Raw genomic sequence first — 24,503 nt, 5'->3', positions numbered from 1 at the left:
CTGGATCCAGCATCATGTCGAAAGAGAAAGCCCCGGTCACCCAGGCCATCCGCCTGCTGCGCCAGCATCAGGTCAGCTACAGCGAACACCTGTACAAGTACGAGGAAAAAGGCGGCACCCGCGTCTCCGCGCGCGAGCTGGGTGTCGACGAGCACTGCGTGATCAAGACCCTGATCATGGAAGACGAGCAGAAAAAACCGCTGGTCGTGCTGATGCACGGCGACCGCGAGGTCGGCACCGGCATGCTGGCCAAGCAGGCCGGCGTCAAGAAGATCAGCCCCTGCGACGCCAAGACCGCCGACAAGCACAGCGGCTACCAAGTCGGCGGCACCAGCCCGTTCGGCACCCGCGCCAGCATGCCGGTGTACATGGAAGCCAGCATCGCCGAGCTGGACAAGATTTACATCAACGGCGGCAAGCGCGGCTTCCTGCTCGGCCTGTCGCCGCAGGAGGTGATCCGCGTGCTGCAGCCGGTGCTGGTGCAGGCCGCCGCCAGCTGAGCGCGCGGTTCACGTTCTCGCGAGTCAAGATCGGGCCAGGCGGCGTTGGCCAGCTGAGTGCCGTGGCGGTTGGGATCAGTACGCCGGTTTGACCTATGCCCGCGCCGGATCACGCCGGCGCCGCCACTCGCGGACTGCGGGCTTACCCCGTGCGGCTGACGCGGCGGCGATAGGCGCTGCGCAGCAGGAAGCCGGTCAGCAGCAGGCCACTCATGGTCAGCGCCAGCGACAGCGTCGACGTCCACACCAGCGGTGCGATCACCCCGGCGATCAGGCTGGAGAACATGGTTTGGGTGAAGCCCTGCATCGACGACACCGTGCCGCGCAGGTGCGGGAACTGGTCCATCAGCACGATGGTGATCGACGGCGCCGACAGCGACATCCCGGTCGAATACAGCGCCAGCGGCGGCACGCTGCTCCACACCGACGGCGGCAGCAGCCACGCCGACAGCACGTTGAGCGCCGCGGCGCCGAACATCAGGCCGTAGCCCAGCGACACCAGCTGCCGCGCATTGCGCCGCCCGGCCAGCCGCCCGGACAGGAAGGCGCCCAACATGATGCCCCCCACCGCCGGGCCGAACATCCAGATGAACTGGTCGTGGCCCAGCCCCAGGTGCTGCATCACGAACACCGGCGCCGACGGGATATAGAGGAAGAAGCCGGCGAAGTTGAACGACACCGCCAGCGCCAGCAGCTGGAATTCGCGCTTGCGGCCAACCTCCAGATAGTTGCGTGCCAGTTGCCGCCAGGCGAACGGCGGGCGCACCTCGCGCGCCAGCGTTTCCGGCAGGCTGCGCCAGCAGGCGGCAAACAGCAGCAGGCCCAGCAGCGCCATGAACACGAAAATCGAGCGCCAGCCGAAACTGCCGAACAGCAGGCCGCCGACCACCGGCGCAATCGCCGGCGACACCGAGAACAGCATCGTCACCTGCGACATCATGCGTTGCGCGTCGTGGCCTTGGAAACGGTCGCGGATGATGGCGCGACCGACCACCAGCCCGGCGCCGCCGCACAGCCCCTGCATACCGCGGAACAGCAGCAGCGTCGACAGGTCGTTGGCCATCGCGCAGCCGACCGAGGCGATGGCAAAGCACAGGCACGACACCAGGATTACCGGCCGCCGCCCGACGCTGTCGGAAATGGCGCCATGCCACAGCATCATCAGCGCGTAGCAGAACAGGTAGACCGACAGCGCCTGCTGCATCTGCAGCGGCGAGGCGGACAGCGCCACGCCGATGTCGGCCATCGCCGGCAGGAAGGTGTCGATGGAGAACGGGCCGAGGGTGGCCAGCGCGGCAAGCAGCAGGGCCAGCACCGCGTGGCGCTGGCGGGACGATTCAGGCATAGTCGGCAAAGAACGGGCTAGGAAATATAATCGGCACCGTAGCACGCCACGGCGGCGCTGACGAACAACAGTGTGTTCAAGAACTCCCAAGACATAGCAGAAAGTAGCGATTCATGATCCGTTTTTATCACAACCCGCGCTGCTCGAAATCCAGAGAAGCATTAAAACTGTTACAGGAGCGGGCAGCCCCGCTCGACATCGTGGAATACCTGAAAACACCGCCCAGCATCGAGGAGCTGCAGCAGCTGTGCCGGGCGCTGGGCGTCAGTCCGCGCCAGATAATGCGTAGCAAGGAGGACGATTACGTCCGCCTGCACCTGGACGACGTGTCGCTGGAAGACAAGCATCTGCTACAGGCGATCCACAGCCATCCGCAGCTGCTGGAGCGCCCGATCGCGCTGCTCGACAACCGGGCCGTGATCGGCCGACCGCCGGAACAGGTACTGTCGCTGCTGTAACGGCGCCGCACCGCAAAACGACAAGGCCAGCAGACGCTGGCCTTGTTGCCTTGCCGCTGCGGCCAACGTTCAGAACAGCAGTTCCTTCACGTTTTCCACCGCGTCGCCCGCCGGCGCCGCTTCCTCGGCCGGTGCCGTCTCGTCCGGCGTCACATTGCCGCTACCCGGCACCGTACCGCGGTTGTTGATGCTCAGCTGCGGATTGGTACGCTGGAACTCTTCCATATAGTACTCGTCGTTGCCGCGCAGGGCGGCGCCAGGGCGCACCACGATGCCCGGCGGTGGCGGCAACTCGATGTCCGGCACGCCCTTCAGCGCATTGTTCATATAGTTGATCCAGATTGGCAGCGCCGCGGTGCCGCCGTAGCCGTAACGGCCGAGGCTGCGCGGCTGGTCGAAGCCGACCCAGGTCACCGCCACCAGCGACGGGGTGAAGCCGGCAAACCAGGCATCGCGGAAGTTGTTGGTGGTGCCGGTCTTGCCGGAGATGTCGCCGCGCCCCAGTGCGGTGGCACGGTTGGCGGTGCCGTAGCGCACCACGTCCTTCAGCATGTTGCTGATGATGTAGGCATTGCGCGGGTCAATCGCCTGCGCCGCGTTGCGCCCCGCCACCGCCGGCTCGGTGCGTGCCAGCAGGCGGCCGCCGACATCCTCGATACGGTCGATGAAGTAGGCGCGGGTGCGGTAGCCGCCGTTGGCGAACACGGCGTAGCCTTCCGCCATCTGCAGCGGCGAGGCCTGGCCGGCGCCCAGCGCCATGGTCAGGTAGGCCGGGATGTTCTTCGACTCGAAGCCGAAGCGCTGCACGTACTGCTGGCCGAAGTCGGTGCCGATCGACATCAGGATGCGGATCGACACCAGGTTTTTCGACAGCGCCAGTGCACGGCGCATCGTGATCATGCCAGCATATTTGCCGTCATCGTTCTTCGGATCCCAACGTTGGCCGCCGATGGTCTGCGGATCGACCGAGATCGGCGCGTCGTTGATCATGGTCGACGGAGTGAAACCGCGGTCGAGCGCCGCGGAGTAGACGAAGGGCTTGAAGGTGGAGCCCGGCTGGCGCATGGCCTGGGTCACGTGGTTGAAGCTGCTGCGGTTGAAGTCGAAGCCGCCGACCAGCGAGCGGATCGCGCCATTGGCCGGATCCATCGCCACGAAGGCGCCCTCCACCGTTGGCATCTGCACGATGCTGGCGTGAGTGCCCTGCTCCACGATGCGGATCACCGCGCCGCGGCGGATGCGCTGCACCGGGGTTACCCGTTCCGACAGCGCGCTGCGGGCGAAGGCCAGGCCACGGCCGCGGATCTGCAGCGTGCGCCCGCCACGCAGGTAGACGCTCACCGCCGACGGCGAGGCCGACAGCACCACGCCCGGCTGCATGTTGCCGCTGTCGCGCACCGCAGCCAGCGTCTCATCCAGCGTTTCCTCCACATCGGCGTCGTCCACCTTGCTCAGGTCGACGAACGACTCCGGGCCGCGGTAGGGCTGGCGACTGTCGTAGTCCATCAGGCCGGCACGCAGCGCGTCGAATGCCCACTGCTGGTGGCGGCTGTCGATTGTGGTAAAAACGCGAAACCCTTCGGTGTAGGCGCCGTCCTTGTAACGCTCGTACATCGCCTGGCGCACCATTTCCGCCACGTACTGCGCCGGCAGCGAGCTGTCCTGATTGGCGGCCGCAAGGCGCAGCGGCTCGTTTCTGGCCGCCTGGTACTGCTCGGCGGTGATGTAGCGCAGCTCATGCATGCGACGTAAAACATAAGCTTGGCGTAATTTTGCCCGTTCCGGATTGACAACGGGATTGTAGCTGGACGGTGCCTTCGGCAAACCGGCCAGCATCGCCATCTCGGCCACGCTCAGGTTTTGCAGCGGGCGCCCGAAATAGGCTTGTGCGGCAGCGGAGAAGCCGTAGGCACGCTGCCCCAGATAGATTTGATTGAAATAGAGTTCGAGAATCTGGTCTTTCGATAAAGTGTGCTCGATCTTGAACGCGAGCAGCGCTTCATTGAATTTCCGGGTAAAGGTTTTCTCGCTGGACAGGAAGAAGTTTTTGGCCACCTGCATGGTGATCGTGCTTGCACCGGAATGCGTGCGACCGGATACTATGTTGCCGACTGCGGCACGCATTACGCCAATGTAATCAATGCCGCCATGCTGGTAGAAACGCTCATCTTCCGCCGACAAAACCGCCTGTTTCATCAACTGTGGTACATCGCCGATTTTGGTAAAAGAACGCCGTTCCTCGCCAAATTCACCGATTAATACCTTGTCCTGGGTATAGACGCGCAACGGGATTTTCGGGCGGTAGTCGGTCAGCACGTCCAGGCTCGGCAGGCGCGGATAGGTCACCAGAATGGCGATCACGGCCAGGCCCAGCACCAGGATGGTCAGGCCGGCGATGATGCCGGCGGTCACGGAGAGTATGCGTGGCAACATAAGTGGGTAGTGAAGCTCTTGCCTTTCAGAAGGATGGCGCATTATACCTTTTTCAGATAGCGACGATACGTAACGGCGCCTCAGCCGGTCATCGCAGCCGCGCCGCGGATGACCATCAGCCGATCAATGGCCACAAGACCGGAGGTTGGCCGCGCCCAGTCGGCAGTCACGACAGGCGCGGCTTGAAAACGATGTTTGACAAGAAACCCTCGCTGGATGTTTCCAGACTGAAAAAAGCCCTGGCACCCTTGCTGAGCACGACCGAGCATGGCCTGCTGGGCATGGACATCAGTTCCACCGCCATCAAGCTGGTCGAGCTGAGCAGCGCCGGCCGCGGCCCGCAGCTGGAGCGCTACGTCGTCGAACCGCTGCCCAAGGACGCGGTGGTGGAAGGCAATATCCAGAACATGGAAGCCGTCGCTGAAGCCATCCGCCACGCCCGCCGCCACCTTGGTTCTTCCTGCAAGCGGGTGGCCATCGCCCTGCCCACCGCGATGGCGATCTACAAGAAAATCCTGGTGCCGGCGGCACAGAATCCCGACGACCTGGCCATGCAGGTGGAGGCCGAATCCAACCAGTACATCCCGTTTCCGCTGGACGAGGTCAATCTCGACTATCAGGTGCTCGGCCCGTCCGCCAACAGCGGCAACGACCTGGACGTGATGATCTGCGCCGCGCGCAAGGAAAAAGTCGAGGAACGCGTGGCTGTTGCTGAAATGGCGGGGCTGAAGGTCGATGTTGTCGACATTGATGCCTTCGCCATGCTGGCCGCCTTCGAGCAGCTGCAGCAGCAGCTGCCGGATCAGGGCATCAACCAGACCTTCGCCCTGTTCGACATCGGCGCCACCGCCATCCACTGCTCGGTGATCCGCAACGGCCAGCAGCTGTATTACCGCGAACAGGCCTTCGGCGGCAGCCAGCTCACCCGCGACATCCAGCGCCGCTACGGCTACAGCCACGAAGAGTCGGAACACGGCAAGCGCACCATGATGCTGCCGGAGGGCTACGAGAACGAGCTGCTGCGCCCCTTCGTCGATTCGCTGGCGCAGGAAATCCAGCGCGCGCTGCAGTTTTTCTACACCAGCGTCAGCGTGTCGCAGTACCTGCGGGTCGACTACATCCTGCTCGCCGGCGGCTCCAGCATGCTGGCCGGACTGGACGACGCCGTGCTTGGCCGCACCCAGATCAGCACCATGATCGCCAACCCGTTCACCACCATGACGCACTCCTCGCACGTCGAGCTGAAAAACCTGCTGCTGGATGCGCCATCGCTACTGGTCGCGTGCGGACTGGCCCTGCGGAGATTCGACTGAACCATGATCCGGATCAACCTGCTCCCCCACCGCGAACTGAAAAAGGCGGCCCACCGCAAGCGCTTCCAGAACATGCTGGCCGCGGCGCTCCTCGCCGGACTGGGCCTGTCCTATGCCGGCTACAGCTGGCTGGACGGCGCCCTCAGCGAACAGCAGCACCGCAACCAGCAACTGGAACAGGCGATTGCCAAGCTTGACAAGGAGTTGAGCAATATCGAGTCGCTACGGCGCCAGCGTCTGGACATGCTGACCCGCAAGGAGCTAGTAGAACGGCTGCAGCACAGCCGCACCGAAGCAACCCGGATTTTTGACCACCTGATCAAGACACTGCCGGAAGGGGTGTTCATCAAAAGCTTCAAACAGACCGGCACCAGCATCGCGATCAGCGGCACCTCCCTGTCCAGCGCACGCATCGCCGCCCTGATGCGCAATCTGGAACAGTCCACCGTGTTCAGTGCACCGGTTCTGGTCGAAGTCAAATCGACCCTGGCCGACAACATCCGTGCCAATGACTTCAGCCTCCTCATCAGCCTGCGCGGCGCCGAAACCAAGCCAGGTGACGGCAAGCCCGGCCAGAAGGGAAAACCATCATGACCATGGATGAATTCCGTCAACTCGACCTCAAGAACCTGCCGGACTTGCCGCTCGGGCCGCAGATCGCCAGCCTGGTCGTCATGATTCTCGCCATCCTGGGTTTGGCCTACTACTTCGTGTTTGCCGACCTGCAGGACCAGATCGAGCGCCAGCAAGCCAAGGAAGTGCAACTGAAGGCAAGCTATCTCGACAAGAAGCGCCAGGTAGCGAACCTTGCCGCCTTGCAACAGCAGCTGAAGGAGATCGAATCCTCCTTTAGTGCCCTGCTCAAACAGCTGCCAACCAAGGCCGAAATGCCGACCCTGCTCACCGAAATCAACCAGGCAGGGGTTGGCCGCGGCCTGCTGTTCGAGCTGTTCCGCCCCGGCAGCGAAACCAAGGCGGCGCAAATCGCCACCCTGCCGATCCAGATCCGCCTCAGCGGCAGCTACGGCGAGCTGGCGACCTTCGTCAACGACGTGGCGCAGCTGTCGCGCATCGTGACCATCGGCGACATCACCCTGAGCCCGAACGGCAGCGATCGCCTGCAACTGCAGGCCACCGCCAAGACCTATCGCGCACTGGAAGCCGGCGAACAGACGGCCAAGGCGGGCAAACCATGATGAAAACAGCTCACCTGCGTACCGCCCTCATCCTGCCCTGCCTGCTGGCACTGAGCGCCTGCGGCGCCGAGCCGGAGAGCATCGAACAATGGATGCAGCACGCCGGCAAGGACCTGCAAGGCAAGGTCGAACCCTTGCCGCCGATGCAGCCCTATGAGCCTTACCAGTTTCAAAGTGCCCAGCTGGGCTCGCCGTTCGATCCGGCCCGGCTGAAGCTGGCCCGCGCCAAGGTCAAGGGGCTGTTCAACAGCAACCGGCCGCGCGAGGTACTGGAAAACTACGAGCTGAGCCAGCTCAAGCTGACCGGCACACTGCGCTTCAACAAGCAGTATGTCGGATTGATCCAGACACCCGACAACGGCATCTACCACGTGCGGCCCGGCAGTTTTGTCGGCCCCAACTTCGGCATTGTGCGCAAAGTCAGCGAGACCGAAGTGGTACTGGAAGAAACCGTGGAAAACATCAATGGGGAGTGGGTACAACAGGAAAACACGTTGTACCTGCTACAGCAGGAACAAGGGGCAAAACCATGAACACGCATTATCTGAAAACACTGGCCAGCAGCCTGCTCCTGGCCGGCCTCTCCCCGGCCCTGCTCGCCGCCAATGCCATCACCGCCATCGACCTCGTCCGCAACAGCCAGAACGAGCCGGTACTGGCCATCAGTTTTGCCGAAGCACCGACCATGCCGGCCAGCTTTTCCATCATCAACCCGCCGCGCATCGCCTTCGACTTCAGGGACACCAAGAACCAGACCGGCAAGAACCTGCTGCCATTCACCGGCGAGCTGCTCAACGCCGCCACCCTCGTCGAAAGCAACGATCGCACGCGGCTGGTGCTCAACCTCAACAAGAGCAGTGCGCACAGCGCCCGTATCGACGGCAAGCAGCTGCTGGTCAGCTTCAATGCAGCCGACAAGCCGGCGACCGCAGGCAGCAGCCCGTTTGCCAGCCTCGTTGCGGCCAACCTTGGCACAACCGGCCAGGTGGTCAATGTCGACTTCCGCCGCGGCAGCAAGGGCGAGGCGCGCATCATCGTCGACCTGCCGACCAGCAACAGCCCGGTAGACATCAAGCGCGAAGGCAACAGCCTGATCGTGGACCTGGCCGGCATCAAGCTACCGCGCCACCTGGAGCGGCGCCTGGATGTCACCGACTTTGCCACCCCGAGCAGCCGCGTCGATGCCGTCAACCAGAACAGCGGCAGCCGCATCGCCATCCAGTCCGGCGGTAACTGGGAGTATTCGTCCTACCAAACCGACAAGCAGCTGGTGGTCGAGATTCGCGCCGTGTCGCAGGAGGAGGCCGAGGCCAACCTGCTGGCGCAGGGCAAGACCAGTTACAAGGGGCAACGGCTGTCGCTCAATTTCCAGACCGTCGACGTGCGCTCGCTGCTGCAGGTCATCGCCGAGTTCACCGGCCTGAACATCATTGTCAGCGACAGCGTGAGCGGCAACCTCAGTCTGCGCCTCAACGACGTTCCCTGGGACCAGGCACTGGACCTGATCCTGGCCCAGAAGAACCTGGAAAAGCGCCAGGTCGGCAACGTCATCCGCATCGCGCCGCGCAACGAGCTGGTCAGTATCGAACGCCAGATAGCCGAAGCCAACCGCATCAAGAAAACCTCGGAACCCCTCATCACCGAGACCTTCGCCATCCGCTATCGTGCCGCCGAAGAAATCAAGGAGGCCATCAAGGATCTGGAGCGCTTCAGTAGCGTCGCGCAGAGTGAACGGGAAAGCAACGACAGCGATACCAGCTCCAATACCCGCGCGGCAACCACTGTCAGCAAAAGCATGGCCATCATGGTCGACAGCCGCTCTAACCGGATGATCGTGCGCGCTGGCGTTTCCATGATTGAGGAAATTCGCAAAGTTATCGAGATTCTGGACGTGCCACTACGCCAAGTATTGATTGAGGCGCGCATAGTCGAGGCCAAGGACAACTTCCAGCGCGATCTGGGCGTGCGTCTGGCCTTCCAGAAGGTCGGTGGAGATACGCTGGTTCGCGAGACCCTTGCCGGAGCAACCACCTCGAACGGCACCCTGAAACCCATCGTTGATCTGCCTGCTTCACTTGGCGGGGCGTCCATCGCCACCATTTACCGTAGTGCAAGCAGCCTGATCGGTCTGGAACTGTCTGCGATGCAGGCCGAGGACAATGGCAAAGTGGTGTCCAGCCCGCGCATCCTGACCGCAGACCGCACCAAGGCGACCATCACCGAAGGGACCGAGATTCCCTACCAGTCCATCGACGACAACGGCAAGTCGACCACCACCTTCAAGAAAGCGAACCTGAGTCTGTCGGTGACGCCGCAGGTGACGCCGGAAAACGACATCATCATGCAGCTCAACATCACCAAGGACACGCCGAACCTCAAACTGGCGCTCGATGCCGGCCCGGCGATCGACAACAAGACGGTAGAAACCCAGGTTCGCGTCGAAAATGGCGGCACCGTCGTGATCGGCGGCATTTACGTGCAGGAAGAAAACAATGTCGAAAACAAAGTGCCGTTACTGGCAGACATCCCGCTGCTTGGCGTGCTGTTCCGCAACAAATCGGTTACCAACAACCGTCGCGAGCTGCTGATTTTCATCACGCCGCGGATCGTCGAAAACGAGCTGATTGCCCGCTAAGGGCAGGCGACAGCGTGCCAACACTTCCTTTACAATGCTGGGCATGAAACTGGCAGGCAATATCTTTCTGGTCGGCTTGATGGGTGCCGGCAAAACCACGGTTGGCCGCACCCTTGCCCGCCACACCGGCAAACAGTTTTTCGACTCGGACCACGAGATCGAAAAGCGCACCGGTGTTCGCATCACGACCATCTTCGACATCGAGGGTGAGCAGCGCTTTCGCGAGCGGGAGCGAGACACCATCGCCGAGCTGTGTGCGATGGACAATATCGTGCTGGCCACCGGGGGCGGTGCCATTCTGGCACCGGAAAACCGGCAAGCACTGCGCAGCCACGGCACCGTGATCTATCTGCGCGCCCAGATCGACGACATTCTGGCCCGCACCCTGCACGACAAGAGCCGCCCGCTGCTGCAGACCGGCAACCCGCGTGCCAAGCTGGAAGAGCTGTTTGCCCAGCGCGACCCGCTGTATCGCGAAGTGGCCGACCTGACCATCGACACCTCCCATCAAAACGTTAACGTGCTGATTGCCCGACTGGAACAGCAGTTGGCCGAGCTCCTGACCTGTCCGAAATCCAACTGACCATGAAAACGCTCGATCTTGTTCTTCCCGATACCCGTTACCCCATCCACATCGGTCAGCAGTTACTCGGCAAGGTCGAGCTGATTACCCCCCACCTCAAGCAGCCTCGCGTGGCCATCGTCACCAATACCACTGTGGCGGCGCTGTATCTTGAGCCGCTACTGCGCAGCCTGGAGCAGGCCGGCGTCAGCTGCCTGCCGGTAGTGCTGCCGGACGGGGAAGACTTCAAGACCTGGGACACCCTGAACCAGATATTTGACGCGCTGCTGTCGCACCGCTGCGAGCGCAGCACCACGCTGATCGCACTGGGTGGCGGCGTCATCGGCGACATGACCGGTTTCGCCGCCGCCTGTTACCAGCGCGGCGTGCCCTTCATCCAGATTCCGACCACCCTGCTGGCCCAGGTCGACTCTTCCGTCGGAGGCAAGACCGCGATCAATCATCCGCAAGGCAAGAACATGATAGGCGCGTTCTATCAGCCGCAGGCGGTGATTGCCGACATGGACTTGCTGGACACGCTGCCGGAGCGCGAACTGTCGGCGGGCCTGGCCGAGATCATCAAGTACGGCCTGCTAGGCGACGAGCAGTTTCTGGGCTGGCTGGAGCAGAACATGCTCGCGCTGCGCAAGCGCGACAAGCAGGCGCTGGCCTACGCGGTGGAACACTCCTGCAAGATGAAGGCCGACATCGTGGCGCAGGACGAGAAGGAACAGGGCATGCGCGCGCTGCTCAATCTCGGCCACACCTTTGGTCACGCCATCGAGGCCGGCCTCGGCTTTGGCACCTGGCTGCACGGCGAAGCCGTCGGCGCCGGCATGCTGCTGGCGGCCGAGGCGTCACGACAACTGGGCTGGCTGGATCAGGCGCAGGTCGCGCGGGTGGAGCTCATACTGCAGCAGGCCGGCCTGCCGACGCTGGCACCTGCACTGGGTACTGCGCGCTGGATCGAGCTGATGGGCCATGACAAGAAAGTGGAAGGCGGCGAGATCCGTTTCGTGCTGCTGCAGTCGCTGGGCCATGCCGTTGTCGCAAAGCTGCCCGCCGCAATCCTGGAGCAAACCCTGAACAGCCGTTTCGTCGGCAGCGCCCCGTAAATACCACTACGCATTTCTACGAATTGTCGCGGCGGGTAGCGCACGGCAAAATGGTTGCTCCAACGAGGAGAGATCACCATGCTGCGCCTACTTGCCGATGTCGCCAAAGCCTTTGATACCGTTGCCGACATCGCCCATCCGGGCGAGCTGATGCACCAGCTGCGCTTCGTGCCGCCACGGCAGCGCGGCATCGACCCGGTCGGCGAGGCCGAGGTGTACCTCACCTACCAGCGCTACAAGCGGGCACGCCAAGTGCTGCGCCACACCATCCGGACCGAGCCGGATAACCTGCCGGCGCACATCCTGCTGCTGCACACCTACTTCCTGCTGGAAAGCAGCCACGACTACTGCCAGCTGGCCGCCACACTGCAGAGCAAACTGGCACACCGCCCGGAGTGGGCGCACATCTGTCACGTTGGCCGCAGCCTGGCGCCGGACCATCCGCTGTTCCAGCAGCACATGCACTGAACCGGCTTGCTGCTGCACGGGCAGGACAAGCGGCGGATAACCTCCCCTCCATCTTTCCACCCCCATGTCCCCTGTCACGCCGCCGCCTTCAACAGAGTGCGGCGCTGCGCCAATGCACGCCCTGCCGTGCCCTGCCGCTCACTCTGCGGTAAGGCGCGGACACTCCCACGCATCAGTGCACCAGCTCGCACCGCTCCACACCGTCACGCCGGACACAGCGCTTGATGATTCCGGTTTGCGTCAGCGAAATCACCTCCGTTTCGTCCGCCACTCGCAAGCGCGTGGCGCGCAGCACGTAGTAACCGTCGTCGGTGTTGCGTGGCAAGGTGCCGAATGCCAGCTGGTACTGCGCGACCCCGTCCGGTGGCGAGACCGGGACCGGCAACGCCGGCCAGCGGGTCGGTGTCAGTTTGTAGCTGCCGTGGCGATGGTAAAACTCTTCCAGAAAGATCGCGTTTTCCTGCAGCAGGGCAATCGCCTGCGCCCGCTGACTACGCTGCACATAGCCCTGATACGCTGGCAAGGCGGCCGCCGACAGAATGCCGAGCAATACCAGCACCAACAGCAACTCAAGCAGGGTGAAACCGCGCCGCACTAGCATGGCTGCGCGCGGATGCGCATCGGCACCGATACCTGCAGTTGCCGGCAGCCGCCATGCTGATCCTGCACCGTGAAGCGCACCGACTGCACGTTCTTCAGCCCCCCCCACTCCCCGACCTCGAAGCGCGGCACCGACACCAGCAGCTGCGGCGCCGCCGGCGTGGCCTTCAGCGGCAGCACCTGCAACGCCTCCTTGGAGTCGTAGAGCGCCAACCGTCCACCCGCCCGGTCCTGGTACAGCAGCACGCCCTCGTGCCAGTGCCGCACACCGGCACTAAGCGGTGGATTGGCAAAACAGCCTTGCGGGTCCTGGTTCAGCTTCATGTTGACAGCACAGACGTACACCGGCTGCTGCCGCAGCAGCGCATCATTCCGGGCACGCAGCAACAGGACATGCAGACGGCCGATATAGGCCTGCAACACCCGTTCCCGCGCCATGCCGCTCCACGCCGGGACGGCAAACGACAGCACGATGCCCCCGAGCAGCAACGTCATCAACATTTGCAACAGTGAAAAGCCATGAACCCGCGACATGTCTGCACACCTCTCCGGCAAATTCATCGACAAATAATGCCATATGATTTTTAATTGGCATTAAAAATCAGCAAGATGTATCGCGACACGTTGGCCGCAGTGTGGCGCGCCGCGTCACACCACCCAGCGCCAGGTGCGATTGGTAATTTTGCGACGGCGCATGTTTAACTTATCGATCACCCGTAGCTTTTTACTAAACACCGGCATAGAATGAGCCAATACTCTAGCCGGTGCTGGGCGAGCTCATCTCCAGCAGACAAGGCAGGGCCGTCCAAAGGAGAAATTCATGAGTCCGCAAGAACTGATGCAACGTAAAGCCAACGCTACCCCGCGCGGTGTAGGCGTAATGTGTTCCTTCTTCGCCGAGCGCGCGAAGAATGCCGAGATCTGGGACACCGAAGGCAAGCGTTACATCGACTTTGCCGGTGGTATCGGCGTACTGAACACCGGCCACCTGCACGACAAGGTACAGGCCGCCGTTGCCGAGCAGCTGAACAAATTCAGCCACACCTGCTACCAGGTGGTGCCGTACGAACTGTATATCGAAGTTGCCGAAAAGCTGAACCAGCTGACCCCGGGCAACTACGCCAAGAAAACCGCGTTCTACACCACCGGCGCCGAAGCCGTGGAGAACGCCGTGAAAATCGCCCGCGCCGCTACCGGCCGTCCGGGCATCATCGCCTTCGGCGGCGGCTTCCACGGCCGTACCCTGATGGGCATGGCACTGACCGGCAAGGTTGCCCCGTACAAGATCGGTTTCGGCCCGTTCCCGTCCGACGTGTACCACGGCCTGTTCCCGAACCCGCTGCACGGCGTATCGGTTGAAGACTCCATCGCCAGCATCGAGCACCTGTTCAAGTACGACATCGAAGCCACCCGCGTGGCCGCCATCATCTTCGAACCGGTACAGGGCGAAGGTGGTTTCTACGCCGCACCGGCCGAATGGGTACGCGCTGTACGCGCCCTGTGCGACAAGCACGGCATTCTGATGATCGCCGACGAAGTGCAGGCCGGCTTTGCCCGTACCGGCAAGTTCTTCGCCATGGAACACTACGATGTGGCGCCGGACCTGATGACCATGGCCAAATCGATGGCAGGTGGTTTCCCGATCTCCGCTGTAGTCGGCAAGGCCGAAATCATGGACGCACCGGCACCGGGCGGCCTGGGCGGCACCTACGCCGGCAGCCCGCTGGCACTGGCAGCTTCCAAGGCCGTGATCCAGGCCATTCAGGAAGAAAAACTGCTGGAGCGCGCCAACAAACTGGGCAACCAGCTGAAGGAAACCATCAACGGTCTGAAAGCCGAAGTACCGCAGATCGCCGAAGTGCGCGGCCTGGGCGCTATGATCGCCGTGGAATTCAACAAGGCTGGCAGCCACGAAGCCGATGCCGACTTCACCAAGAAAGTGCAGACCAAGGCGCTGGAAGCCGGCCTGATCCTGCTGACTTGTGGCGTATACGGTAACGTTGTCCGCTTCCTGTTCCCGCTGACCATCGAAGACGCCATCTTCGAAGAAGCGCTGCAGAAGCTGGTTGCCGCCATCAAGGCCTGATCGCCTGAACTGAACTGACCTGCGGCCAACCTTGCACCACGCAACGTTGGCCGCATTGCATAACAAGGACACAACACCATGCTGAACCTGAAAGATCCTTCTCTGCTGCGTCAGCAGTGCTACATCAACGGCCAGTGGCTGGATGCCGATAGCGGCCAGACCATTGCGGTAACCAACCCGGCCACCGGCGAAACCATCGCCCACGTGCCGAAAATGGGTAGCGCCGAAGCCCAGCGCGCCGTAGACGGCGCCGCCGAAGCCTTCAAGAGCTGGAAGAAAAAGTCCGCCAAGGAGCGCGCCGGCATCCTGCGCAAGTGGTTCGACCTGATGATGGCGAACCAGGACGACCTGGCGGTGATCCTGACCAGCGAACAGGGCAAGCCGCTGGCCGAGGCCAAGGGCGAAATCGCCTACGGCGCCAGCTACATCGAGTGGTATGCCGAAGAAGCCAAGCGCATCTACGGCGACACCATTCCGTCCACCGGCGCCGACAAGCGCATCCTGGTGAGCAAGGAACCGATCGGCGTGACCGCCGCGATCACCCCGTGGAACTTCCCCAATGCCATGATCACCCGCAAGGCCGCCCCGGCACTGGCCGCCGGCTGCCCGATGGTGGTACGCCCGGCCAGCCAGACCCCGCTGTCGGCACTGGCCATCGCCGTGCTGGCCGAGCGCGCCGGCATTCCGGCAGGCGTGTTCTCGGTACTCACCGGCGGCTCCACCGAAATCGGCGGCGTGCTCACCGGTAGCGACACGGTGAAGAAATTCTCCTTCACCGGCTCCACCGAGGTTGGCCGCAAGCTGATCAGCCAGTGTGCCGAAACCGTGAAGAAGGTATCGATGGAACTGGGCGGCAACGCACCGTTCATCGTGTTCGACGATGCCGACCTGGACGCCGCCGTGGAAGGCGCGATGATCTCCAAGTACCGCAACGCCGGCCAGACCTGCGTGTGCGCCAACCGCCTGCTGGTGCAGGACGGTGTGTACGATGCTTTCGCCGCCAAGTTCGCCGCCGCGGTAGCCAAGCTGAAAGTGGGTAACGGCCTGGAAGCCGGCGTGACCCAGGGCCCGATGATCGACGAAAACGCGGTCGCCAAGGTGGAAGAGCACATCGCCGACGCACTGGCCAAGGGCGGCAACCTGGTCACCGGCGGCAAGCGCCACGACCTGGGCTACAGCTTCTTCGAACCGACCGTGATCACCGGCGTGACCCCGGAAATGAAAGTGGCCAAGGAAGAAACCTTCGGCCCGCTGGCACCGCTGTTCCGCTTCAAGACCGAAGAAGAAGCGATCCAGATGGCCAACGACACCGAGTTCGGCCTGGCTTCCTACTTCTACGCCCGCGACATCGGCCGTATCTTCCGCGTGTCCGAAGGCCTGGAATACGGCATGGTGGCGGTGAACAGCGGCATCCTGTCCAACGAAGCCGCACCGTTCGGTGGCGTGAAGCAGTCCGGCCTGGGCCGCGAAGGCTCCAAGTACGGCATCGAAGACTACCTGGAAATCAAGTACGTGCTGCTGGGTGGCATCGACAAGTAAGCCGTGACAGACGGGTTGGCCGCTTGCGGCCAACCTTGAGCATGACAAAGCCGGTGTCAACGACACCGGCTTTGTCATTTCCGGTCACCGATCCGCGCCGGCGCCCTCAGAGCACGCCCGCGTGCAGTACCAGACAATTGCGGCCGCGCTGCTTGGCCTGGTAGCAGCCGTCGTCGGCGCGCGACAGCACCGGCTGCGCCCGCTCGTCCTGCGGCTGGATCATGGTCACGCCGATACTGGCGCTGATGCGGAACGCGCGCTCGCCCAAGTACACGATGTGGGCGTCGATCGCCTGCAGCAACTCGCGCAGCATGCGCTCGGCGACGTCCAGCTCGCAGTGGCACAGCAGGATGGCGAACTCATCGCCCCCCAGGCGCGCGACGATGTCGCTGCTGCGCACCTGGCGCTGCATGATGCGCGCCACATCCTGCAGCAGCAGGTCGCCGCCCTCGTGGCCGGCGCTGTCGTTGACCGCCTTGAAGTGGTCGAGATCGATCATCGCCAGCACGTGCGGCTGGTAGTGCACGCGGTTGTCGTCGAGCACCTCGCCCAGTGCGGCGAGGAAGGCGCGGCGGTTGCGCAGCCCGGTCAGCACGTCGTGGCGGGCTTCCCAGCGCTGCTGCTGCACGCGCTGCTGCCGCTCGCCGTCGTCGCGCACCACCACCACCTTGTAGCCCTGCAGCGGGCCGCTGCCGGTCATCACCGACAGCGTCAGCAGCACCGGCTGCACCCGCATGTCGCGGCTGAGCAGATCCAGCGCCAGCGGCTTGCCGGCGGCATCGCGCTCGATGTCGCGCAGCGGCACCGCCAGCCCGGTCTCCGGGCTGACCAGATTCATGAACACGCCCAGCAGACGGCCGAGCACGTCCGAGGCCGGCACTCCGAACAGCGCCAGCGCCGGCGGATTGGCGTACTCGATCTCGTCCATGCGGTTGGTCAGCACCACCGCGTCGCCGATCGCGCCCAGCAGCAACATGCTGCGTTCACGCTCGGCCTGCAGGCTGCCGCGCGCCTCTTCGCGGGCGCTGACATCGCTGACCAGGCCGAGGAAACGGCGTTCGCCACCGCTGGCGGCCAGCTCGCTGAAGCGCAGTTCCGCCATCACCCGGCAGCCGTCGCGATGCTTGAGCCGGCACAGCAGTTCGAAGCCGCTGCCGGTGGCCAGCAATTGCTGCCACTGCCCGGCCACCTGCGGCAGGCTGTCGGGGTGGATCTCGTCCAGCCAGTGGCGGCCGATCCAGTTGCCGATCTCCGCCGCCGGCAGGCCGGCGACGCGCATGCTGGCCGGATTGAGCGACTGCAGGCGCGCCTGCGCATCCACCACCAGCACCCCCATCGGCGACACCTCGTTCAGGGTGCCGAACAGGGCGTCGCGCGCGGCGAGCTGCCGTTCGCAGTCGGCACGGCGACGGCTGGCGGCCGCCACCTCGTGGGCGATGCGCTGCAGCTCGCGGCAACCCAGCGCCGGCACCGCGGCGTACGGATCGCCCTGCAGCACCGTGAGCTGGTTCTGTAGCCGGCCCAGCGGCCGCAGCAGGCGACGCATGCCCCACCACGCCAGTGGCAGCGACAGCAGCAGTATGGCCAGCAGCAGCAAGAGATGGTGGCGGCCCAGCACGCGCGCCGGCTGCATCACCTCGTGCAGCGGCAGCACCACGCCGAGCAGCCACGGCACATTGCGCAGGCGCTGGTAGACCTGCAGTGCCGGCACACCATGGCTGTCGCCCACCGCGGCCTGGCCGGCGCCGCCGCCGAGGGCATGCTGCAGCAACGGGTCGGCCGCCGCAGCCGGCTCGCTGTCGCCGGCGTCGGCGTGCAGGATGGCCAGCTGGCTGCGTACGCTATGGATGGTCAGGACCCCGCCCTGCCCGATGGCGATGTTTTGCAACTCGCCGAAGAACTCCGGCGCGTACAACTCCAGACTGCCGCCCAGCACCCCGGCGAGCTGGCCTTCGGCGCTGAATACCGGCGCAGTGAACACGATCGCGCTGCGCTTCAGCCCGCCACTCATCCGCACCGGTTCCGACACCTGCGGCCGCAGGGAGTCGCGGGTGGCGCGGAAATAGTCCTGATCGGCGACATTGAGGCCTAGCCGATCCGGCAGCCCGGGGTAGTCGGCAATGACATTGCCCTTGCGGTCGTACAGCAGCACGCTGTTGAACATGCCTTTCAGGTGACGCAGGCGCGCGATCAGCGCCGGCCCCTGCTGCTCGAACCGCTCCGGCGCCAGCTGCAGGCTGGCCGCAGCCTGCTCCAGTAGCACCTGCCGCGTACGCACGCGGTCGTCGACATCGGCGGCCAACCTTGCGGCCAAGGTTTCCAGGCTACGTGCCTGCACCTCGCGCAGCGCCGTGCGGTCCTGCACGTAGACGCCGCTACCGGCCAGCAGCAACAGCAGCGCCAGAAACAGGCCACCCAGTACCAGCAGACGCAGGCGCAGCGTCGACAACATCACACTCTCGAACATGACCCGGCTCGGCACCCTCGCAATGGTTGGCTATGGCAGGCGGCGCTGCCGTTCAATGCAGTTTCGGGGTGTGCTCGGTGACCGGAATCCCGGCCTGGCGCAGGCAGGACTGCAGGTCCTGCCACACCAGGCTGCGGTCCGGGCTCAGGTCCGGCGTCAACAGCCACGGCGTACGGGCCAGCAGCTGCTGCGAGGCGCCCAGCAGGCGCACATCGTAAGCCTGGTGTTCCGGCTGGTATTCCGCCTCGGCGTGCAGCCCGTCCGGCAGCTCGCTACCGGCCAGTACCGCCATGGTCAAGGCAAAACGCTTGCGGTTGTAGGCGGCGGTACCGGCGGCCAGCGCTTCCCACCACGGCAGCGGCATGAACAGCTCGGCCTCGCCGTACACCATCTCCGCCGACAGCGCCTGCTGCACCAGCGGCATGGTGGCGTCCAGTGCCTCGCGCGCATGGCGACGCACCTGCGCCAGCGGCAGCTTGCCGCGCTCGACGATGAACGGCAGCCACGCCAGCACCAGCTGCGGCTCGTTGACGGTGGAGGCGGCCTCGAAGCTCGCGCGCGCGGCGGCAACGTCGTGCAGCGCCAGATCGCAACCGGCGTCCATGGTCGGCGCCAAGTGCACCAGCGACTGGCAGCTGCGTTCGGCCAGGCTGTCGACGGTGAAGATGGTCGGCGACATCCACAGGATGGTCTCCGGCGCCAGCTGCAGTGCCTCCGCCAGCGGCGGCTCCACCTGTTCCAGCAGCGGGAAGTGCCACCACACCCCGCCCTGCGCCCGCGAGAACACCACCGGGAACGCCCACAGCTCGTAGGAGGCGACACTGCCGTCCGGGCGCATCACCTCGGGGAAGGCGATGGTGTCGTGGGCGCAATCCAGCAGCAGCTTGCGCGCCGCGGCCTCGCCCTGCAACGCCAGCTGCGCCTCGGTAAACACCGCCTGGTCGCCGCCGGACAGCACCTGCTGCACCAGTGCCGCCAGCTGGATGCGCTTCACCGGATTCTGCTGGGCGTCACGGCTGAGTGCGAGCAGCTCGGCGATGCGCGCCTGCCGCTCTGCCGGCGGCAGCGGCTCGGTCGGCACCAGGCGGAAATCGCGCTCCTTCGGTGCCACCTCGCGGTCGATATAGGCCTTCTGCAGCCGCTGGTAGACCTGCATCGCCTCGTCGCAGATCTTCTGCAATTGCGCGGCGGTCGGGATCTCGCCCCAGAAGTTGAAATCGAACAGGCGGAAGCCGGAGTTGGTGACGTAGTGCGTCAGGTGATGGCTTTCGTCGTACAGCACCACGCTGCGGAAGCCTTCCTGGTCGCGGCCGTCGAACGGCGTCAGATCCATGCCCACCAGACGACAGACGAACACCGGCTCCTGGGTATGAATCACGTATTCGTAAGGCTCCAGCCCTTTCTCTTCGACGGCGTCACCAAAGATGAAACGGCTGGGAATGAATGGATCGCCCTTGATCGGGACATTGCGCGGATGGAGTTTCATGCGTCTGGCGTCGATGCTGCCTTGTAAAACCGTTGATTTTACTCCGACGCCAGAAGCATAGCTAACAGTTAGGCTAATTTAGTGCCAGCTGGTAACGCCGGAACGCCACATCGCGTTGCCAGCCCAGGCTCTCGTACAGTATCTGCGCGGCAAGGTTGTCGTGAGCGGTGGCCAGCTCCAGCCGTGCCACGCCGTGTTGTCGTGCCAGTTCGCCGGCCGCCAGCAGCAGCTTGCGGCCAACCCCGTCCCGCCGCGCCGGTGCCGCCACGAACAGATCATTCAACAGCCAGACCGGTGCCGTCGCCACCGAGCTAAACAGCGGGTACAGCTGGGTGAAGCCCTGCAGCTCGCCCGCCTGCTCGTACACCAGGATGGTGGCATCGCCCTGCAGCAGCCGCTGGCGGATGAAATCCTGCGAGGTGGCGGCATCGTCGTGACGGCCGTAGAACCGGCGGTAGCCGTCGAACAGGGGAGTCAGCTGCGGCAGGTCGGCCAGCGTCGCCAGCCGCACGCCGTCCTGCTGCGTCTGCGCCGCCAGCGCGCGGCGGCACTCGTCCAGGCTGCGCTGCTGCTTGCCCGCGGCATCGAAGTTGGCCGCATCCAGCCACGCTTCCAGCGCGGCGCGGTTGGCCGGCCACTCGCTGTCCAGCAGGCTGAACCAGGCGGTGTCGCGGTTCCGCCCCCAGTTCACCCGCGCCTGGCGGAAGATGCCCTCGAAGGTGAAGCCCAGCCGCGGCGCGGCACGCATCGACGGTGCATTCAGCGCATTGCACTTCCATTCGTAGCGGCGGTAGCCCCAGTCGAAGGCCTGCCGCATCAGCAAATACATCGCCTCGGTGGCGGCCACGCTACGCTGCAGCAGCGGCGAGAAACGCAGCCAGCCGATTTCGATGACGCCCATGACCGGATCGATGCGCAGGTAGCTACAGCTGCCGATGGCCTGGCCGCTGGTCTGATCGACGATGGCGAAGAACAGCGGGTCGCGGCTGTCTTCCATCATGCCGAACCAGTTGTGCCAGTCGGCATCCGTCTGCGGGCGCGGCATCAGGTAGGCCCAGTCGCGGCCGTCCACGTCCAGCTCCAGCGCCGCGCGCAGCCCGGCACCGTGCTGCTGGCGGCTGAACGGCTCCACGCGGCAACTGCGCCCCTGCAGGGTGACTCGCTGCGGCGGGGTGGCGCCCTGCCAGTTGTCTACCGTCACGCCCAGCGCCTGGCCGTATTGATCGTATTGCATGTTCATGTTTCAGCCTCCGCAGCCGCAGTCGGCGGCCGTGTTGATGTCGCAGCGGGCGCCGCCGGCCACCGTGGGGTAGCCGTCGCGCTTCCACCAGTCCACCCCACCCTGCAGCTCCTTCACCGTGAAGCCCAGCTTGGCCAGCTTCAGCGCGGTCTTGGTGGAGGCGTTGCAGCCGATGCCGTCGCAGAAAGTCACCAGCAGTACGTCGCGCGGCAGCTGCGCGGTGCTTTCGGCAGTAATGCCGCGATGCGGCAGGTTGATGGCGCCGGGCAGGGTCTCGGCGGCGTAGGCCGCCGGCGAGCGGCCATCCACCAGCAGCAGCGCCACGCCCTGCTGCAGTTGATCCATCACATCCCAGCTGTCGATCTCGTACGCCAGTTTGGCCTGGTAAAACGCCAATTGCTGTGGGTCGATGTTGTTCATACCTAGGCCCCTTTCAGGCAAATACCGGCTCGCAGCGAATCTCCGTGCGCAGCGAGTTGGCAATAAAACAGGCTTCGTGCGCGGCATGATGCAGCGCATGCACGGCGGCCTCGTCCGGCTGCTTGCCACCAAACAACACCGTTGGCCGCAAGGTAATACAACTTACCCACAACTTGTCTTCGGGGGATTTCGTCATCACGCCTTCGGCGGCATCATCGTAGTCATCCACCAGCCAGCCCTGCTCTGCCGCCTGCGACAGGAACCACAGCATGTGACAGCTGGAGACCGAGGCCACCAGCATTTCCTCCGGGTCCGCCGCCTGCGGGTCAGAGAACGGAACGCGTACCACGTGGGGTGACGACGATGCAGGTAGCACCACACCGCCATCAAAAACCAGCTGGTGGCGCCGGCTGTAAGCATTGTCGGTAAAGCGCTGGCCGTTACGCTGCCAACTACATCGGGCTGTATACACTGCCATGCTGACACTCCTGTTTGCCTGAGAATGACACCATGGTAAAAAGATAAGCGGCCCTGCAACAGAGCCAAACTATCAAAATGAAAGGGAGCCACTTTGCAAGCAGCATGGATCAGCGAGGCACTGGCCGCCAGTCTGGAGCGGCACAGCAAGGAAGGCTTGTCACGGCAGCTGACGCGGCTGCTGCGACAGTGGATCAGCGACGGTCGCCTGGCTGGCGACACCCTGCTGCCGGCCAGCCGCGAGCTGGCCACCAGCCTCAAGGTTGGCCGCAACACGGTGCTGAACGCCTACGAACAGCTGCAGGCGGAAGGCTATCTGTGTACGCGCCACGGTGCCGGCACCTATGTTACCGGCCTGTTCCGCCAACGACAGCAGACGCCGCTGCCGGCCCGGCGCCTGCCATTAGGGCTGTCGGCGCGCGGCGCCAGCCTGTTCGCCAGCTGCGGCCTGCCGCAGGGGCTGAGCGGCGCCTTCGCCCCGGGGGTGCCGGAAATCCGCCAGTTCCCGCATCACTGCTGGCAGCAACTGCTGTCCCGTCACCAGCGACAGGCGCATCCGGCGATGCTCAACTACACCGCCGACGGCGGCCTGCCGGCGTTGCGCGAGGTCTTGGCGGAATACCTGCAGCTGTCGCGTTCGGTGCGCTGCCGGCCTGAACAGATCCTGATCACCAACGGCGCACAGCAAGGGCTGGAGCTGACAGCCCGCTTGCTCGCCGATCCCGGAGACATCGCCTGGGTGGAAGAACCCGGCTATGCCGGCGCCCATGCCGCGTTCCGCGGTGCCGGCCTGACGCTGCTGCCGGCACCGGTGGACGCCGAAGGTCTGGCGCCGCAGCAGGTCGCCGACCCGCGCCCGCCGCGCCTGATCTACACCACGCCGTCGCACCAGTATCCGTCCGGGGTAGTGATGAGCCTGTCGCGACGGCTGGCCTTGCTACAGCACGCCGAACAGGCGCAGGCGTGGATCATCGAGGACGACTACGACAGCGAGTTCCGCTACCGCTCGCAGCCGTTGCCGGCGCTACAGGGCATGGCACCGGACGACCGGGTGATCTACATCGGCACCTTCAGCAAGGTGATGTATCCCGGGCTGCGCATCGGCTATCTTGTGGTGCCGGATGCGCTGATCGACGCCTTTCGCAGCGCCAATGCCCGCCTGTACCGGGAAGGTCAGTATCCGGTACAGGCGGCTCTGGCCGACTTTATCGCCGCCGGACACTTCGCCCGCCACGTGCGCCGCATGCGCGAGCTGTATCGTGAGCGGCAACAGGTACTGCGCCAGGCACTGGCCGACTCCGCCGCCGAACGGCTGGTGTTGTCGCCGGGCGAGGCCGGCATGCACCTGGTAGCCGGCCTGCCCCCCGGCCAGCAGGAACTGGCACTGAGCCAGGCCGCCGCGACACAGGGCATCTGGCTGCGGCCACTAGCGCGTCACTACCTGGCGACACCACAACAGCAAGGTCTGGTTCTCGGCTATGCCGGCATCGATCAGCACGCGATCCGGCATGGCGCTCAGGTACTGGCCAGGCTACTCCAGGAACAGGAGAAAAAGGGATGAACAAACCGCCACTACTGATCAGCGCCTGCCTGCTGGGACAACCGGTGCGTTATGACGGCCACGGCAAGGCCCTGCTGGCACCGGAACTCTTCGAGTTGACTCGTCGCTACCAGCTGTTCAGCATCTGCCCGGAGTGCCAAGGCGGCTTGCCGACACCGCGCCCAGCGGCCGAAATCAGTGGCGGCGACGGTGGTGACGTACTCGACGGCCGCGCCCGCGTTATCACACAGGCAGGGCAGGATGTCAGCCGCGCATTCATTGACGGCGCGCGACAGGCACTCGACAGCGCCATCCAGCACGGCTGCCGGCAGGCACTGCTCAAGGCCAACAGCCCGTCCTGCGGCAACCGGCAGATCTATAGAGGACACTTCGATCAGCAATTACAGCCCGGCAGCGGCGTGACTGCCGCCCTGTTGCAACGACACGGCATTAACGTTTTCAATGAAAACGAGATGGACGGGCTGCTGCACCCTACCAAGCAGCAGCCATAGCTGCCGGCAAGTGCGGCCTGGCTCCCTGCAGGCCGCGGCGGTGTGATGCCCTCCAGCCCATCCAAAAGCCAAGCCCGGCCGTCAGGCCGGGCTTTCCATGTTCCGTATTCG

General features: G+C 64.3%; 23 protein-coding genes. 14 read left to right on the top strand and 9 right to left on the bottom strand.

Going from position 1 to position 24,503, the window contains the following annotated elements; translation table 11 throughout:
- Positions 1–14 precede the first annotated feature (14 nt).
- Positions 15–500, top strand: a complete 486-nt coding sequence (gene ybaK / locus IE100_RS13490; RefSeq protein ID WP_189374879.1) for a Cys-tRNA(Pro) deacylase — start codon at positions 15–17, stop codon at positions 498–500.
- A 142-nt stretch (positions 501–642) separates the two neighbouring features.
- Here the strand turns inward: ybaK and IE100_RS13485 are convergent, their stop codons facing one another.
- Entirely contained in the window at positions 643–1,845 is a 1,203-nt protein-coding gene (locus IE100_RS13485) for a multidrug effflux MFS transporter (RefSeq protein WP_189374878.1), read from the bottom strand.
- Between the two features lie 113 nt (positions 1,846–1,958).
- On the opposite strand from IE100_RS13485, the gene arsC reads away from it, so the two are divergent.
- Positions 1,959–2,303, top strand: a complete 345-nt coding sequence (gene arsC / locus IE100_RS13480) for an arsenate reductase (glutaredoxin) (RefSeq protein WP_189374877.1) — start codon at positions 1,959–1,961, stop codon at positions 2,301–2,303.
- Positions 2,304–2,372: 69 nt separating this feature from the next.
- Here arsC and IE100_RS13475 read toward each other — a convergent pair whose 3' ends face one another.
- The gene (locus tag IE100_RS13475; protein WP_229800382.1) at positions 2,373–4,715 is read right to left on the bottom strand and encodes a penicillin-binding protein 1A; all 2,343 of its coding nucleotides are present in this window, start codon (positions 4,713–4,715) and stop codon (positions 2,373–2,375) included.
- Positions 4,716–4,927: 212 nt separating this feature from the next.
- Here IE100_RS13475 and IE100_RS13470 point away from each other — a divergent pair, with 212 nt between their 5' ends.
- The 8 genes from IE100_RS13470 to IE100_RS13435 all read left to right on the top strand — a co-directional run bounded on the left by IE100_RS13470 (position 4,928) and on the right by IE100_RS13435 (position 12,025).
- The gene (locus tag IE100_RS13470; RefSeq protein WP_189374963.1) at positions 4,928–6,049 is read left to right on the top strand and encodes a pilus assembly protein PilM; all 1,122 of its coding nucleotides are present in this window, start codon (positions 4,928–4,930) and stop codon (positions 6,047–6,049) included.
- Between the two features lie 3 nt (positions 6,050–6,052).
- Complete coding sequence (locus tag IE100_RS13465) at positions 6,053–6,643, top strand: PilN domain-containing protein (protein WP_189374875.1); 591 nt, start codon at positions 6,053–6,055, stop codon at positions 6,641–6,643.
- On the top strand, positions 6,640–7,245 hold the full coding sequence (locus IE100_RS13460; protein ID WP_189374874.1) for a type IV pilus inner membrane component PilO: 606 nt from the start codon (positions 6,640–6,642) through the stop codon (positions 7,243–7,245). Before IE100_RS13465 ends, IE100_RS13460 begins: the two co-directional genes overlap by 4 nt.
- Positions 7,242–7,778, top strand: coding sequence for a pilus assembly protein PilP (locus IE100_RS13455; RefSeq protein ID WP_229800381.1), 537 nt, complete (start codon positions 7,242–7,244; stop codon positions 7,776–7,778). The genes IE100_RS13460 and IE100_RS13455 overlap by 4 nt, the downstream gene beginning before the upstream one ends.
- The gene (locus tag IE100_RS13450; protein ID WP_189374873.1) at positions 7,775–9,880 is read left to right on the top strand and encodes a type IV pilus secretin PilQ; all 2,106 of its coding nucleotides are present in this window, start codon (positions 7,775–7,777) and stop codon (positions 9,878–9,880) included. The genes IE100_RS13455 and IE100_RS13450 overlap by 4 nt, the downstream gene beginning before the upstream one ends.
- A gap of 34 nt (positions 9,881–9,914) precedes the next feature.
- Positions 9,915–10,463 (top strand): shikimate kinase AroK, encoded by a 549-nt coding sequence (gene aroK / locus IE100_RS13445; RefSeq protein ID WP_189374872.1) that lies wholly within the window; start codon positions 9,915–9,917, stop codon positions 10,461–10,463.
- Positions 10,464–10,465: 2 nt separating this feature from the next.
- Positions 10,466–11,557, top strand: coding sequence for a 3-dehydroquinate synthase (aroB, locus tag IE100_RS13440; RefSeq protein ID WP_189374871.1), 1,092 nt, complete (start codon positions 10,466–10,468; stop codon positions 11,555–11,557).
- A gap of 78 nt (positions 11,558–11,635) precedes the next feature.
- Positions 11,636–12,025, top strand: a complete 390-nt coding sequence (locus IE100_RS13435; protein WP_189374870.1) for a type IV pilus assembly protein FimV — start codon at positions 11,636–11,638, stop codon at positions 12,023–12,025.
- Between the two features lie 172 nt (positions 12,026–12,197).
- Here the strand turns inward: IE100_RS13435 and IE100_RS13430 are convergent, their stop codons facing one another.
- Positions 12,198–12,626, bottom strand: a complete 429-nt coding sequence (locus IE100_RS13430; protein ID WP_189374869.1) for a type IV pilin protein — start codon at positions 12,624–12,626, stop codon at positions 12,198–12,200.
- Positions 12,620–13,120: a pilus assembly FimT family protein gene (locus IE100_RS13425; RefSeq protein WP_189374868.1), complete on the bottom strand. Its 501-nt coding sequence runs from the start codon at positions 13,118–13,120 to the stop codon at positions 12,620–12,622. Before IE100_RS13425 ends, IE100_RS13430 begins: the two co-directional genes overlap by 7 nt.
- Positions 13,121–13,445: 325 nt before the next feature.
- On the opposite strand from IE100_RS13425, the gene gabT reads away from it, so the two are divergent.
- Both gabT and gabD read left to right on the top strand, forming a co-directional pair.
- Positions 13,446–14,711 (top strand): 4-aminobutyrate--2-oxoglutarate transaminase, encoded by a 1,266-nt coding sequence (gabT, locus tag IE100_RS13420; RefSeq protein ID WP_189374867.1) that lies wholly within the window; start codon positions 13,446–13,448, stop codon positions 14,709–14,711.
- A gap of 78 nt (positions 14,712–14,789) precedes the next feature.
- Positions 14,790–16,250 carry an NADP-dependent succinate-semialdehyde dehydrogenase gene (gabD, locus tag IE100_RS13415; RefSeq protein WP_189374866.1) on the top strand — a complete coding sequence of 487 codons (1,461 nt, stop codon included), beginning with the start codon at positions 14,790–14,792 and terminating at the stop codon, positions 16,248–16,250.
- Between the two features lie 106 nt (positions 16,251–16,356).
- On the opposite strand, the gene IE100_RS13410 is transcribed toward gabD, so the two are convergent.
- From IE100_RS13410 to IE100_RS13390, 5 genes are all read right to left on the bottom strand, one after another.
- Positions 16,357–18,717: a diguanylate cyclase gene (locus IE100_RS13410; RefSeq protein ID WP_189374865.1), complete on the bottom strand. Its 2,361-nt coding sequence runs from the start codon at positions 18,715–18,717 to the stop codon at positions 16,357–16,359.
- Positions 18,718–18,769: 52 nt separating this feature from the next.
- The gene (locus IE100_RS13405; RefSeq protein WP_189374864.1) at positions 18,770–20,203 is read right to left on the bottom strand and encodes a hypothetical protein; all 1,434 of its coding nucleotides are present in this window, start codon (positions 20,201–20,203) and stop codon (positions 18,770–18,772) included.
- Between the two features lie 73 nt (positions 20,204–20,276).
- Positions 20,277–21,437 carry a GNAT family N-acetyltransferase gene (locus IE100_RS13400; protein WP_189374863.1) on the bottom strand — a complete coding sequence of 387 codons (1,161 nt, stop codon included), beginning with the start codon at positions 21,435–21,437 and terminating at the stop codon, positions 20,277–20,279.
- 9 nt (positions 21,438–21,446) lie between these two features.
- Entirely contained in the window at positions 21,447–21,863 is a 417-nt protein-coding gene (locus IE100_RS13395) for a rhodanese-like domain-containing protein (protein WP_189374862.1), read from the bottom strand.
- 13 nt (positions 21,864–21,876) lie between these two features.
- Positions 21,877–22,341 (bottom strand): OsmC family protein, encoded by a 465-nt coding sequence (locus IE100_RS13390; RefSeq protein WP_189374861.1) that lies wholly within the window; start codon positions 22,339–22,341, stop codon positions 21,877–21,879.
- A 93-nt stretch (positions 22,342–22,434) separates the two neighbouring features.
- Between IE100_RS13390 and pdxR the strand changes: the two genes are divergently transcribed.
- Positions 22,435–23,901: a MocR-like pyridoxine biosynthesis transcription factor PdxR gene (pdxR, locus tag IE100_RS13385; protein WP_189374860.1), complete on the top strand. Its 1,467-nt coding sequence runs from the start codon at positions 22,435–22,437 to the stop codon at positions 23,899–23,901.
- Positions 23,898–24,392: a 2-thiouracil desulfurase family protein gene (locus IE100_RS13380; protein WP_189374859.1), complete on the top strand. Its 495-nt coding sequence runs from the start codon at positions 23,898–23,900 to the stop codon at positions 24,390–24,392. Before pdxR ends, IE100_RS13380 begins: the two co-directional genes overlap by 4 nt.
- Positions 24,393–24,503 lie beyond the last annotated feature (111 nt).

The sequence above is a fragment of the Vogesella alkaliphila genome, from assembly GCF_014652475.1.
Classification (GTDB): domain Bacteria; phylum Pseudomonadota; class Gammaproteobacteria; order Burkholderiales; family Chromobacteriaceae; genus Vogesella; species Vogesella alkaliphila.
This window is presented reverse-complemented; position numbering and strand designations above follow the sequence as displayed.

Bases quoted from the DNA above. Each gene is read 5' to 3' on its own strand.
- ybaK (WP_189374879.1), top strand. From the start codon at position 15: ATGTCGAAAGAGAAAGCCCCGGTCACCCAGGCCATCCGCCTGCTGCGC.
- IE100_RS13380 (WP_189374859.1), top strand. From the start codon at position 23,898: ATGAACAAACCGCCACTACTGATCAGCGCCTGCCTGCTGGGACAACCG.
- aroB (WP_189374871.1), top strand. From the start codon at position 10,466: ATGAAAACGCTCGATCTTGTTCTTCCCGATACCCGTTACCCCATCCAC.
- IE100_RS13435 (WP_189374870.1), top strand. From the start codon at position 11,636: ATGCTGCGCCTACTTGCCGATGTCGCCAAAGCCTTTGATACCGTTGCC.
- gabD (WP_189374866.1), top strand. From the start codon at position 14,790: ATGCTGAACCTGAAAGATCCTTCTCTGCTGCGTCAGCAGTGCTACATC.
- gabT (WP_189374867.1), top strand. From the start codon at position 13,446: ATGAGTCCGCAAGAACTGATGCAACGTAAAGCCAACGCTACCCCGCGC.
- IE100_RS13425 (WP_189374868.1), bottom strand. From the start codon at position 13,120: ATGACGTTGCTGCTCGGGGGCATCGTGCTGTCGTTTGCCGTCCCGGCG.
- aroK (WP_189374872.1), top strand. From the start codon at position 9,915: ATGCTGGGCATGAAACTGGCAGGCAATATCTTTCTGGTCGGCTTGATG.
- IE100_RS13465 (WP_189374875.1), top strand. From the start codon at position 6,053: ATGATCCGGATCAACCTGCTCCCCCACCGCGAACTGAAAAAGGCGGCC.
- IE100_RS13430 (WP_189374869.1), bottom strand. From the start codon at position 12,626: ATGCTAGTGCGGCGCGGTTTCACCCTGCTTGAGTTGCTGTTGGTGCTG.
- IE100_RS13485 (WP_189374878.1), bottom strand. From the start codon at position 1,845: ATGCCTGAATCGTCCCGCCAGCGCCACGCGGTGCTGGCCCTGCTGCTT.
- IE100_RS13405 (WP_189374864.1), bottom strand. From the start codon at position 20,203: ATGAAACTCCATCCGCGCAATGTCCCGATCAAGGGCGATCCATTCATT.
- IE100_RS13455 (WP_229800381.1), top strand. From the start codon at position 7,242: ATGATGAAAACAGCTCACCTGCGTACCGCCCTCATCCTGCCCTGCCTG.
- IE100_RS13470 (WP_189374963.1), top strand. From the start codon at position 4,928: ATGTTTGACAAGAAACCCTCGCTGGATGTTTCCAGACTGAAAAAAGCC.
- arsC (WP_189374877.1), top strand. From the start codon at position 1,959: ATGATCCGTTTTTATCACAACCCGCGCTGCTCGAAATCCAGAGAAGCA.
- IE100_RS13450 (WP_189374873.1), top strand. From the start codon at position 7,775: ATGAACACGCATTATCTGAAAACACTGGCCAGCAGCCTGCTCCTGGCC.
- IE100_RS13395 (WP_189374862.1), bottom strand. From the start codon at position 21,863: ATGAACAACATCGACCCACAGCAATTGGCGTTTTACCAGGCCAAACTG.
- IE100_RS13460 (WP_189374874.1), top strand. From the start codon at position 6,640: ATGACCATGGATGAATTCCGTCAACTCGACCTCAAGAACCTGCCGGAC.
- IE100_RS13400 (WP_189374863.1), bottom strand. From the start codon at position 21,437: ATGCAATACGATCAATACGGCCAGGCGCTGGGCGTGACGGTAGACAAC.
- IE100_RS13390 (WP_189374861.1), bottom strand. From the start codon at position 22,341: ATGGCAGTGTATACAGCCCGATGTAGTTGGCAGCGTAACGGCCAGCGC.
- IE100_RS13410 (WP_189374865.1), bottom strand. From the start codon at position 18,717: ATGTTCGAGAGTGTGATGTTGTCGACGCTGCGCCTGCGTCTGCTGGTA.